13 protein-coding genes are annotated in these 10,610 nt (G+C 66.0%); 8 read left to right on the forward strand and 5 right to left on the reverse strand.

The genetic code is table 11. From position 1 onward, the window contains the following. Positions 1 to 234: 234 nt before the first annotated feature. Positions 235 to 663 carry a hypothetical protein gene (locus AB0C16_RS39235; protein ID WP_357691090.1) on the forward strand — a complete coding sequence of 143 codons (429 nt, stop codon included), beginning with the start codon at positions 235 to 237 and terminating at the stop codon, positions 661 to 663. Between the two features lie 218 nt (positions 664 to 881). Beyond that, positions 882 to 1,943, forward strand: a complete 1,062-nt coding sequence (locus AB0C16_RS39240) for a DUF418 domain-containing protein (RefSeq protein WP_357691092.1) — start codon at positions 882 to 884, stop codon at positions 1,941 to 1,943. Positions 1,944 to 1,985: 42 nt separating this feature from the next. Here AB0C16_RS39240 and AB0C16_RS39245 read toward each other — a convergent pair whose 3' ends face one another. After that, positions 1,986 to 3,347 carry a S8 family serine peptidase gene (locus tag AB0C16_RS39245; RefSeq protein WP_357691094.1) on the reverse strand — a complete coding sequence of 454 codons (1,362 nt, stop codon included), beginning with the start codon at positions 3,345 to 3,347 and terminating at the stop codon, positions 1,986 to 1,988. A 707-nt stretch (positions 3,348 to 4,054) separates the two neighbouring features. Here AB0C16_RS39245 and AB0C16_RS39250 point away from each other — a divergent pair. Further along, complete coding sequence (locus tag AB0C16_RS39250) at positions 4,055 to 5,062, forward strand: hypothetical protein (RefSeq protein ID WP_357691096.1); 1,008 nt, start codon at positions 4,055 to 4,057, stop codon at positions 5,060 to 5,062. Between the two features lie 15 nt (positions 5,063 to 5,077). Here the strand turns inward: AB0C16_RS39250 and AB0C16_RS39255 are convergent, their stop codons facing one another. Then, positions 5,078 to 5,833, reverse strand: a complete 756-nt coding sequence (locus AB0C16_RS39255; RefSeq protein WP_357691098.1) for an endonuclease/exonuclease/phosphatase family protein — start codon at positions 5,831 to 5,833, stop codon at positions 5,078 to 5,080. A gap of 331 nt (positions 5,834 to 6,164) precedes the next feature. Here AB0C16_RS39255 and AB0C16_RS39260 point away from each other — a divergent pair, with 331 nt between their 5' ends. The 5 genes from AB0C16_RS39260 to AB0C16_RS39280 all read left to right on the forward strand — a co-directional run bounded on the left by AB0C16_RS39260 (position 6,165) and on the right by AB0C16_RS39280 (position 8,446). Further along, positions 6,165 to 6,581, forward strand: coding sequence for a hypothetical protein (locus AB0C16_RS39260; protein WP_357691100.1), 417 nt, complete (start codon positions 6,165 to 6,167; stop codon positions 6,579 to 6,581). A gap of 370 nt (positions 6,582 to 6,951) precedes the next feature. After that, positions 6,952 to 7,275 (forward strand): hypothetical protein, encoded by a 324-nt coding sequence (locus AB0C16_RS39265; RefSeq protein WP_357691102.1) that lies wholly within the window; start codon positions 6,952 to 6,954, stop codon positions 7,273 to 7,275. Positions 7,276 to 7,281: 6 nt separating this feature from the next. Further along, positions 7,282 to 7,458, forward strand: coding sequence for a hypothetical protein (locus AB0C16_RS39270; protein ID WP_357691104.1), 177 nt, complete (start codon positions 7,282 to 7,284; stop codon positions 7,456 to 7,458). A 5-nt stretch (positions 7,459 to 7,463) separates the two neighbouring features. Then, a complete protein-coding gene (locus AB0C16_RS39275) occupies positions 7,464 to 8,285 on the forward strand; it encodes an integrase (protein WP_357691106.1) in 822 nt (273 codons plus the stop codon). Then, positions 8,282 to 8,446 (forward strand): hypothetical protein, encoded by a 165-nt coding sequence (locus AB0C16_RS39280; protein WP_357691109.1) that lies wholly within the window; start codon positions 8,282 to 8,284, stop codon positions 8,444 to 8,446. Before AB0C16_RS39275 ends, AB0C16_RS39280 begins: the two co-directional genes overlap by 4 nt. On the opposite strand, the gene AB0C16_RS39285 is transcribed toward AB0C16_RS39280, so the two are convergent. The 3 genes from AB0C16_RS39285 to AB0C16_RS39295 are packed head-to-tail and all read right to left on the reverse strand — an operon-like array spanning position 8,415 to position 10,459. Next, on the reverse strand, positions 8,415 to 9,065 hold the full coding sequence (locus tag AB0C16_RS39285) for a Type 1 glutamine amidotransferase-like domain-containing protein (protein ID WP_357691111.1): 651 nt from the start codon (positions 9,063 to 9,065) through the stop codon (positions 8,415 to 8,417). The two genes, AB0C16_RS39280 and AB0C16_RS39285, sit on opposite strands and share 32 nt — an antisense overlap. 9 nt (positions 9,066 to 9,074) lie before the next feature. Continuing rightward, positions 9,075 to 9,491, reverse strand: coding sequence for a winged helix-turn-helix domain-containing protein (locus tag AB0C16_RS39290; protein ID WP_357691113.1), 417 nt, complete (start codon positions 9,489 to 9,491; stop codon positions 9,075 to 9,077). Between the two features lie 38 nt (positions 9,492 to 9,529). Continuing rightward, positions 9,530 to 10,459 (reverse strand): hypothetical protein, encoded by a 930-nt coding sequence (locus AB0C16_RS39295; RefSeq protein WP_357691115.1) that lies wholly within the window; start codon positions 10,457 to 10,459, stop codon positions 9,530 to 9,532. Between the last annotated feature and the right edge of the window lie 151 nt (positions 10,460 to 10,610).

Consider the following 10,610-nt stretch of genomic DNA (forward strand, 5'->3'; position numbering starts at 1 on the left):
GCAGCCAGCAGTTCCTCACGGCTGGGGTCCCGGGGGTCGGACACGAGCTCAAACTACGATCCTTGCCTGACAACATCCACAATCACTGCGAAACCGGCGCGTCTACCCCAAACCAGACACGATCAACAACGAGCCTGAATGGATACAAATCACGCCAAAAATACACTTACCCTCGCGTATAGCCGAAAGCAACTCCAGAACAAGGAGCAGCCTTCCCCTTCGAAAGGTTGATCAATGAACAACGACGCCGTGTGGGTCCGGGGCGTGACAGGCATTCAGCTGCACCACACCACAGACCTCCAGGACGCGGGCCGCTTCCTGGGCAACGCCGTGATGGCGCTGCGGGCCGCACACGTACGAACCGGCGACGACCGGTACTCCAACCTCGCTGCCCAGCTCAAGGCCATGGTCGCGGAGACGCGGACACTGGAGACCCAGGCCCGGGCACGCATGGAGGGGCTGCACTCGACGGATCCCGAGCAGTTCGTACGCTGCCGCGAGGGCGAAGCCCCCTGGCCCGACGAGATCCAGGCAGGGTTCGTTCCGCGTCACACCTGCAACGACCAGTGCCTGTACCACGACCACGATGTCCTCGGCGCCATCATGCAGTGCACCTGCGGGCGACCCCCGTGCCGCGCGTGCGCCATCGCCGGCACGCCGTGAGCTGAACCTCGCCGTCGCCGCCGACCGGCAGGATTCAAGTGATCCGCATGGTCCACATGGTCAGTGCGATTCATGACAAACCAGAACAAGAGAGGATTACCACCCACCTGCCGCATTCCCACCTGGGCGCCGAACCGGCCGAAAGTTCGGACTGGGCCGCCGCGAAACCTACTTTCGACCGATCCGGCATCGAAACGGGGGCCGCAGAGTAAGGCCCCATGCCACCTGAAACGCTCCCCCCGACGCCGGAAGCCGCCGGATTAAGCCACCCCACCACAACGTCCTCCAGCCGGCCGCGTATCGCCGCGCTCGACGTGCTGCGCGGGTTCGCCTTGTGCGGAATTCTGCTGGCCAACGTCAAGCCGATCGCCCACATGATCGACACCGTAGGTTTCACACAGCCCGTGGTGGTGGCGAGTCAGGACGACGCCTGGCCAGGGCTGGGCCTGTTCGTCGACCAGCGCTTCTTCCCGATCTTCTCCCTGCTGTTCGGCATCGGCTTCTCGCTGCTGCTGGAGTCCGCGGGGCGAAGTGTCCCGCGCCCGCGGCTACTCCTGCTGCGCCGGCTCCTGGTGCTGCTGACCATGGGCCTGGCTCACATGTTCCTGCTGTGGCGGGGCGACATCCTGACCATCTATGCCGTCGTCGGCCTGCTGGTGCTGCTGCCCTCGACCTGGCTGCCGCGCTGGGCCGTCGCGGGGCTCGCCGCCGTCCTCATCGTGACGCCGCCGATTTTCAACAACCACCACGTGGCGCTGGTGCCCGGGCTGTTCCTCCTGGGCTCGGCGCTGACCCGGTACGGCGTGATCGACCGGATCGAGCGCTCCGTTCGCGTTCCGGCGGCGCTGGGCCTGGTCTTCGTGGCGGGGGCGGTGCCCGCTGTGTGGCTGCAGGTCGAAACGCAGATCGGCGACCCGCACTTCAACTCCTGGTGGGGCCTCGCCGGGTTGCTGATCGCAGGCGTGTACGTGTGCGCGCTGCTGCTCCTGCTCAAAACGCCGCTGCGGCCGGCGCTTCAGCGGGTTTTCGCACCGCTGGGCCGGATGGCGCTGACCAACTACCTGTCCGCCACTCCCCTCGTCCTGCTGGCCGCCCACCTCATCGGCAGTTCGCCGGACGGCTGGTCATCGGCGACGGTGCTCCTGATCGCCGGAGCCATCCTCGTCTCCCAGTGGCTGGTGTCCACGCTCTGGCTGCGCCGCTACCGCCAAGGTCCCCTGGAATGGCTCTGGCGCTGGGCCACCTGGGCCAGTCGTCCACCCCTGCGCCGCACCCCCTGACCGCCGAGTTCGTCTTCATCGGGCCGCGGATGAGTTCCCTCGTCACCGTCGCGGTGGTGGTGGTGGTGGAGGAGGCTGTCCCTGCCCCATGGGCGGACCCATCGGTGGCGGGGCCGGTCGTCCGGGAGGCGGCGGTACGGGCCGGGGTTGCGGCGGATGTCCTGGATAGGGCCCCTGCTGATACGGCTGATGCCCCTGGTGGGGGTAGGGCGGGCCCGGCTGTGGCGCCATCCAGTGCGCAGGGGCAGGCGGGCCGGCCGCGAGCGCCCGCCGCCTCGCACGACGGTTACGAATCACGAAGAAGGCGACGACGAGCGGGATGGCCAGCATGACGGCCGCCTGTATGGCCGCCCCCACGGGGTTGACGACCTCGAACTCGATCCACGGCCGCTCGTCCCCCTTCTTGGCGGGCATGTCCAGGCGAGGATCGGGGCTGGGCGAAGCGGGGGGTGTGCCGAGCGGATTGGCGTCGACCAGCCGCATCTTGCTGGTCACGGCCCGCACAGGATCGACGAGACCGTAGCCGAGGATCGCGTCACGCCCATCGCCGTTCTTGTCACGCGCGGTGCGGATCAGTCGGTTGACCACGTTGTTCGCGTCAAGATCGGGGTGCCTCGACCGAACCAGGGCGGCCACGCCCGACACGATGGCGGCCGCCTCGCCCGTGCTGCCGTCGCTGACGACGTAACCGTTGTCCGACATGCGGTGGGGCGCGGGCCTGATGATCTTCGTGGCGGGAGCCGCGAGTGCCACTTCCCGCCCGATCTGGGTGTCCGACCAGGCGTTCCCGTTCTTGGTCGTGCCACCGACGGCGATCACCCCTGGGGCCGAGGCGGGGCACCTGACGCTGGGGGCCTTGCTGCGCTCACCTGCCTGCGCGACCACCACGACGTCCTTGCTGAGCGCGTAGCGGATCGCGTCGTAATCGTCCGGTACGCAGACGAGGAATTGCGTCGTCAGGTTGATCACGTGTGCGCCGTTGTCCGCGGCCCAGCGGATGGCCTGGTGGAAGGTTTCGCGGGTGACCTTCCTGCCCAGGTTGACGGGCAGGATCCGGGCGTCGGGCGCGATGCCGAGCAACCGCTGGTCGTGGCCGCCCGGGCCGACGATAAGCCCGGCCAGGCCCGTGTCGTAGCCGTTCTCGTCGGTGTCCTCCCGGCCATCGGCCGCCGCTGCCTTGTCGAAGGAACGACCCCGCAGGACGCGGCCCTTGAGATCGGGATGGTCGGCGTCGACCCCGCTGCCGATGACGGCCACCACCACACCTTCGCCGGTGGCGAACCGGTGCGCCTGCTCGATCCGCAGCGCGTCCAGGTGCCAGGCCAGTCCGCGGACGGTGTCGGCGTGAGCCGGTGCGGCCAGCACACCGGACACGATGGTGACGACGGCAAGGACGCTCGCCACCGCGGCTGCACTGGCACCAAGCAGCCGTCGCGGAAGCTCGGGCATGGACATGCGACCTCACCAGGCTCGTGAGTATGACTCGGGGCAGTACATAACTTGCCGTACCAGATCGGCACTCGACTATAGATCACTACATATTGTCGAATAGGGGATGAATCCGCGGCAGCGGTCGACGTGCCGGCCCATCGTGGAAGCTCTCTGAGCTCCGCTCCGGCCGCGGGTGCCGTGGGGGGCACTCCCAGGGCGGAGCCGTGGCAGTGAGTGTCGCCGAACGTCAACTCCACCGGCCAGAGCCTGGCTGCCTAGGGACCGTCGTCACCGGTCTACCCAGCGCACCCGCGCGAAGAGCGCCGTCCCTGGGCGATCGCCGGGCCGCTTGACCCCGAAAACCCGTTGTCAGCCGGGCATCCGAGCTGCTGTCGTGACTCCCGCACTCATCGGACGAACGGAGCACATCTTGCTCATGAGCCTGCTGGAGGGCGAACTCAAGGACTGAGCGCGAGCGCCGATCAGTCAGACCGCGAAGGACGCTCGGCCGGGTATCCCAGCCGAGCGTCTCGTTGATCAAGATATGCCCCTGGGCCGCCCAAGATCTCCACTATGCTGCCGCATAGTCACACAGCAATCCCTGACATGTCTGCTAATCCGCAGTAATCCATACCTATACCCCCTATGGCTATAGCGACAACGACTGAGGAGGTCCCCTCATGACCCGTCCGCTCGATGGCGTAGAGGTGTCGAATGGACCGATCTCGATCGCGGTGGACCCCTTCCTGTGGGTCCTTCGGGCGGCTCCGGCGGCGCTGGACGAGGAAGCGCGCTCGTGGCGGGGCCTGCAGAAGGCCGCAGGGTCGGCAGACGACCAGATCAGTGGCGCGGCGGGACGGGTCATCGGCGGCGGGTGGTCGGGAGAGACCGCGAAGGCGTACGACAAGCACCGGAGGAAGGTAACCGGTGGGCTGGACGACCTTGCCCGGGGCGCGGGCCGGGTCGCGGATCTGCTGGAGGAGGTAGCCGACATGCTCCGGGCCAACCAGGAACTGCTGACGCGTGAAGCCGAGAAGCTTTCCGGCGTACCGTCGAAGCAGGGCACGTCGCTGGCCTTCTACCCCGCGGACGCCGCCCAGTCCCAGCTGGTGCGCGACGCCATCAGTGCCGCACAGCAGATTCGATCGCGTGTGGACGGAAAACTGGCCGAGAAGCGCACGCAACTCGAGGCGGCACAGACCACGCTGGCCGGCATCGCTGAAGCTTGGAAGCCGCGAACCGTCGGCATGCTGAACATGAACATCGGCATGGGACACAAGAACTCGCCCAAGAATTCCGGAGGCACCGACCAGGGCGATATCCCGGCCCTTGCGCAGACCATTGCCGACAAGAACGTTGATGTCGTCACCATGCAGGAGGTAGCCGGCAAGGAGGCGAAGAACCTCGAGCGGGAGTTGGAAGCGCGCACCGGAGACGAGTGGACGGTCCACTTCGGCGAGACGAAGAAAGCTCCATATTGGGGCGATGGCTGGCTCCCCAACAGTCTGTACGAGCCGTTCGGCAATGCCGTCGCGGTACGTCACGGTGATGCCATCGAGTCATCGCAGTACGTCGCCAATCACGATCTGACCGCAGAGGGCGACAAGATCAAGACTCCCGACGGGGAGGTGACCGACGGTGACGCACGGAAGGCCGTGGAAATCGAGATCACGTTCGGTGGCCGTTGACCCTTCGGCCGCACCTCACCAACGCGGGACGGTGACGTCGACGCGCTGACCGTCGTGATCGGAGGATCCTCCGTCGACGCGTTGCGGATTCTGGGCCACGATCCCGGGGGCGGTGATCACATAGTCGATGTGCCTGTGGCTGGCGGAAGTCCCCCCATTCGAGTCGTTCAGCCGACCGGCGTCAATCCGGTGACCGTCCTCCTGGAAGCGTTGCATGGCCTCCGCGGACCGGTTTCCCGCATCGGATTCCACATTGAAATCGCCCCCGACCACGCCGGGATGTTCGTTGAACAACTGTTGAAACTTTGTAATTTGCCCCGCTCGAACGTAGTCGTCGGCTGTGGCATTGTCGATGGGCGTGTCGTCGCGCACCCAGACCGGGCCGCGGACCTCTTCGCTGCCGGTGGAATGGACATGGGTGCTGTATACGCTCAGCGTCTGGCGACCGGCCATCGCATTGATCCGGTCGGCCTCTTCATGATCACGCTCCTTGAAGGAGCGGATCACGTCCCGCAGGCGGATGACGTCCTCGTCCAACACCGCGCCCAGATGTTCCGCAGCGGTGCTGCCCGCCTCTCTGACACCGCTAAACAAACCGGACAATCCGCCTGCGGCGGGCGTGTTGCCGAACGCATTGAAGTCAGGAACATACAGCAGACTGGACGCGATGGAGTTGCCGGACGCCCCGTCCAAGACATCGCACGCTTTTGTCAGGACGACATTCGCCTGAGCCACCGAGTTGGCCAGCGCGCCAACCTTCTCGTAGTACATCAAGACACCTGGGAGCATGATCCGATTCTAGGACCGACAAATCCAGGTCTGCCATGGTTTGCGCTTTTGCACCCGCCGAAGCGGGGAGAGACTATCAGGGTCAGCGAAGCTGATCGCGAAGCGACGCCGTAGGCGCCCTCGATTCGGCGGGCACGGCCGGGACGCTTGAGCAGCGAGGAGGGCGCAGAGCATCGAACTAAAAGCGGATCGCTGCCATTGCACATCGCTGGGCCGCTGAGCTGCGGGAACTCAGATGTCGGCGGGCTCGGCTTCATTGATCATTCCGCGCAGATTCCGGATCTTGTTGCGGCGGCCTGTCAAGCTGATGGGCATGGAGACCGGTTCGGTGCGCAGGGTTCTGGCCGTGAAGCCGGATGGCCCGTGGCTGGTGCTCGTCGACGGGATCGCCTGGAATGTCGAGTCGCTGAACACCGGGGTGGACAAGCCCTTCGCCAGGTCGAGGATAGGGCTCTTACCGCTGCTGGAGAGGCCTCGGGAGGAGGTGGAGCGGCAAGCCAGGCAGGCGCTTGGTCCTGATGATCCAGACTTCGCTGAGGTTCTGCACGCCGTCGTCCAGTGCGCACTTGCGGGGCCGTCCGAGTATTGGCTCTCACGAGCATTGCTGTGGATGATCGCTGATGAAGTCAGGCTCTTCGCCGAACTGCTCGGGGAGATCGCTGTCGGGCGGTCCAGAACTCAATCCGTACAGCACGCCGCGAAACGGCTCTTGAAGCAGAACAGTCATTAGCCAACCGTCTGGCGCCAACTTCGGGCAGCCGGGCTGGCCGAAGGGCGCGGCCTGTACCTGGACCGTTCGGTCGCATGCCGGCCACGGCTCACCGGACGGCCAGAGAAGCGGTCCTCCAATGTGGCTGTCGCGCATGCTCGGCTTCCCCGGCCGTGGATGGAGACGGACGGCTGTCCTTGCGTACGCGCTCAGCCCAGGGAACACCTGCGTGATGTCGACCGGAGGGCTGAAAGTGGTGCGAGCCATGATCATGAAGCCTTAGCCAGTGGCACCGACAGTGAGAAGACCGGACCGTGATCTTCCGAGCGGCCTGCGGCTGCCGCACTACCGACCTTTTCATGATCGCTTGCCCATGCTTAAAGTGTTTCCAATGAGTCGCGAATCGGATATGGGCGGGCGTCTTCAACATGCCCCGGCGAAGACGAACCCGGCAGGCGGCAGGGCGAATTACATCGCGCTGACCTTAGTCCTGGGCGCGGTGCCCCTTCTGCTCGCGAACTGGTTCATCGTTGCCACGATCATAGGACGCGATTGCGTCGTGTTATATGAGGGAGGCAACATTACGGAATGTGGTGGCGGGCTTTCGGAGGAAGAGATGTCCGCCGCATCGGGACTGATCGCGCTGGTGATGCTCGTCATCCAAATAGGGCTGATCGCCCTGGTGAGTCGGCGCATCCGCTCCCGGACGACGTGAGATCGCATGGCCGGCGACGGCTCGCTGGGCGTGATCCAGCTCTTCGCCAACGAGACGGTTACCCTGTGTGGACAGGTGGAAGATCACCGGTTCTCCGCCGTCGCAGTCGAGTACGACCCCACGACCAGAGAACCCGTCAGGGCCGAACTGGCAAGTCATCTGTACCACCACGACGAGGACTGACCCGCGTGAACCTGACCTTCACCACCGAAGTGGCCGGTCCCGACCGGGAAAACGAAGACTTCGTAGGCGCCACCCCTGACGCGGTGGTCGTCCTCGACGGCGCCGGCCATCCCTCGCGTCTACCGACCGGATGCGTCCACACCGTGGCCTGGTACACACGCATGCTCGGCTCCTCCCTCCTCGCCACGCTGGCCGCCGACGACCGCCCATTGCCCGACGTACTGGCCGACAGCATCAAGACCGTCGCCTCGCTGCACTCCTCGACCTGCGACCTCGCACATCCCGGATCACCTTCGGCGACGGTGCTCCTGCTCCGCCGTACACCCGACTCCCTCGCCTGGCTGGCCCTGGCCGACTCCGTCCTCGTACTGGACATGAACACCACGCCCGAACCCGTGGTGATCAGCGACGATCGTCTGGCGGGCGTATCGGACGGCCTGCGAACGCGCCTGGACTCCTTGCCCACCGGCTCCAGCGACCACGAGCAGGAACGCTATGCCTTCGTAGAGGCCCTGCTGCGGCACCGCAACCGGGACGGAGGCTACTGGGTCGCCTCCGGCGATCCCCTGGCGGCCGAACACGCCCTCACCGGCAGCGTTCCCACCGACGCGGTACGGGCTGCGGCCCTGCTCAGCGACGGGGCATCACGCCTGGTCGACCTTTTCGGGCTCGCCAGCTGGCGACGCCTCCTCGACATCCTGGAGAACGACGGCCCCTCCGCACTCATCACCCAGGTCCGTACTGCCGAACGAACGGACCCGCACGGCGCTCGCTGGCCACGCAGCAAGGCTCACGACGACGCCACCGCCGCCTACTGGCGGCTATGACCGCCGAAAACGTGAACATCCTGTCCCTTGAACACCTCGACCTCGAGACCGGAACCGTCTGTTGCCCGGCGCTGAAAATGCCGATGGTGTTCATCGGCGAGGTGTCGTCGGGTGTCGGCAAGGTGCTGGTCAATAGATATGCGTGTCCTCGCCGTCGATGACGAGTGCCTGCCCGTCGCGCAGAGTGCGGTGCGCGACGCCGTCCGCACCATAGTTGGCCGCGACGACACCCAGGGCCTGCGACTCAGGGTGCCCCGGAGAGTCGATGTGGGGCACTACCGCGTAGTCGAGGATGCCCAGCCCATCCCAGATCGCCGGTTCGCCGTAGGTCGCGGGGACGACGTGCGGGTCGTCGCAGTGCTCCAGTCCGCGCAGGCTCGGAGCCAGCACGCACGGGCCGGCGCTGTATCCGGCGTAGACCACCGCGTCCTGTCGGATCAAGGCTGTCAGTGCGGTGTCGGCACCACTGCGGGCGAGCGCGTATCGCAGCATGAACACGTTTCCGCCGCGCACCCAGACCAGGGGAAAGCGGGCCAGCATGGCCGTGACGGCTTGGTGAGGCTGGTCGAAGAACGTGCGCAGGTCAAGCTCGGTCGGCTGCAGCCCCAGCGCGGTGAGCGCGATGACCTCACGCTCAACCCCGGCCATGCGTTCGTCTTGGGGTTGGGCGTCCATCGCGTTGGCGATCACGGCGACCTCGGCCGAACCCTGCCCGCCCAGCAGCGCAAGCAGCCGGTCTGGACGATCACCTATCCGGAAGGAGGAGAGATACAGGCGCATCGAAGGACCTTAGTCGGTGTCGGTGTCGCGGTCGGTGACGGCCCTCAACTTGTGGTGCGGCCGCGGGAGCCGCTGTACCTCGCACTGCAAGGCTACGTAGCCTGTTGGTGGAATCTTGCGCAGCGTGCCGTTGGCTCGGTCGTCGGCTCCTCTGTGGGCGACGCGCTGGGCGCTCCTCCGGACATCGTTGCGCCGGGTGGCGATCGCCTGCTCGTCGCGTTCTACTGCGCGCCGAGCCGGTACCTGCCAGCTCCAACCCAGCCGACGCGGCAGACAGTCCAGTCCGCTCAAGGTAGCGGGGCACTCGGAACAGCTCCCTGGCCAGTCCGGCGATCCGGGCCAGGGTCCAGCACTGATCCTCGTTCCGCCCGTAGACGGCCGGTGGATCTTGTTCGTCGCGCAGCCGAACAGAGATCCACCGGACACGCCCTTAGCCTCGCATTCCGAGCGGTGCCGGCCGACGGCTAGTCGACGCAGCCCGGAATGGTGTTCATCGGGCTGCAGTTATCGGGGATGTTGTCACGGACAATCGAGTTCCGCACGCTGACATTGGTGTTGCCGGTGGCGATTCCACCGCCGGCGGACCCCTTGTTCCGCGTGACCAGGGCGCGATCGAGCGTGGTGGTTCCCAGGTTGGAGATGCCTCCTCCCAGGCCGCTGGATGTGTTGTTGTCCAGGCTGGTCTGGATGAGGTGCGACACGCCGTTCGGCTGGGTGTTCAGCCCACCGCCGTTGATCGGTGCACTGTTCCCGGACAGGACGCTCCTGGACACCGTCAGCGTCCCCGAATTGAGGATCGCGCCGCCTCCGACGCCCGTTGTCGAGTTCGCGTTGAACCGGCTGAGGAAGATTGTCGCCTTGGCGCCCGGATTATTAGCGAACGCGCCACCGTTTGCTCCGCGGTTGCCGGCAAGGGTGGTCCGGTCCAGAACCACGGTGCCCGCGTTGAGGATTCCACCACCGAGGCCCGCCGTGCTTCCGCCCAGGATGGAAATCCTGAGAACACGGAGCGTCGCCCCCGATGCGACCTCCAGGACACGGAAGGCGTCAGGTGCGGCCGGATCGCGCCTGATCTTCGTGCTCAGCCCGCCCACCAGAGTGATGTCGCCCGTGATGATCGGCAGTGCGTCGCCGGGGCCGTTCGCCGTGGTGTAGTTGTAGACGCAGTGCGGCGAGAGAAGGAGCCTGGCGACTCCGAATCCGTTCGCTGCTCGGATCGCCGCGACGAGCGCGTCCGCGTCGCACGGGACGATCAGGACCCTCGCCGGGCCGGTCATCGCCTGCGCTGACGGCGACACCGCAACCAGCGCGATTCCCGCGAGCGCAGCGGCCCCTATACCGCCGATGATTCTAGAAAGAAAGCCCATCGGGCCGCCCCTATATAAAATGGACATTTGTCGTATCCATTCAGGCCTGTGATTGATCAGGCGTTTTGGGGTGGCATCCAAGGGTTCCCGGCCAGCGCGTCACGGAGAGCATCGAGTGGGTGGACGCCGTGGTTGCGGGCGGTGCCGAGGTAGGAGCGGATCAGGCAGTAGCGGGCAG

It is taken from the genome of Nonomuraea sp. NPDC048916 (assembly GCF_040649575.1).
In the GTDB taxonomy this organism is placed as follows: Bacteria; Actinomycetota; Actinomycetes; order Streptosporangiales; family Streptosporangiaceae; genus Nonomuraea.

Bases quoted from the DNA above. Each gene is read 5' to 3' on its own strand.
- AB0C16_RS39235 (WP_357691090.1), top strand. From the start codon at position 235: ATGAACAACGACGCCGTGTGGGTCCGGGGCGTGACAGGCATTCAGCTG.
- AB0C16_RS39240 (WP_357691092.1), top strand. From the start codon at position 882: ATGCCACCTGAAACGCTCCCCCCGACGCCGGAAGCCGCCGGATTAAGC.
- AB0C16_RS39250 (WP_357691096.1), top strand. From the start codon at position 4,055: ATGACCCGTCCGCTCGATGGCGTAGAGGTGTCGAATGGACCGATCTCG.
- AB0C16_RS39255 (WP_357691098.1), bottom strand. From the start codon at position 5,833: ATGTACTACGAGAAGGTTGGCGCGCTGGCCAACTCGGTGGCTCAGGCG.
- AB0C16_RS39260 (WP_357691100.1), top strand. From the start codon at position 6,165: ATGGAGACCGGTTCGGTGCGCAGGGTTCTGGCCGTGAAGCCGGATGGC.
- AB0C16_RS39265 (WP_357691102.1), top strand. From the start codon at position 6,952: ATGAGTCGCGAATCGGATATGGGCGGGCGTCTTCAACATGCCCCGGCG.
- AB0C16_RS39270 (WP_357691104.1), top strand. From the start codon at position 7,282: ATGGCCGGCGACGGCTCGCTGGGCGTGATCCAGCTCTTCGCCAACGAG.
- AB0C16_RS39280 (WP_357691109.1), top strand. From the start codon at position 8,282: ATGACCGCCGAAAACGTGAACATCCTGTCCCTTGAACACCTCGACCTC.
- AB0C16_RS39285 (WP_357691111.1), bottom strand. From the start codon at position 9,065: ATGCGCCTGTATCTCTCCTCCTTCCGGATAGGTGATCGTCCAGACCGG.
- AB0C16_RS39295 (WP_357691115.1), bottom strand. From the start codon at position 10,459: ATGTCCATTTTATATAGGGGCGGCCCGATGGGCTTTCTTTCTAGAATC.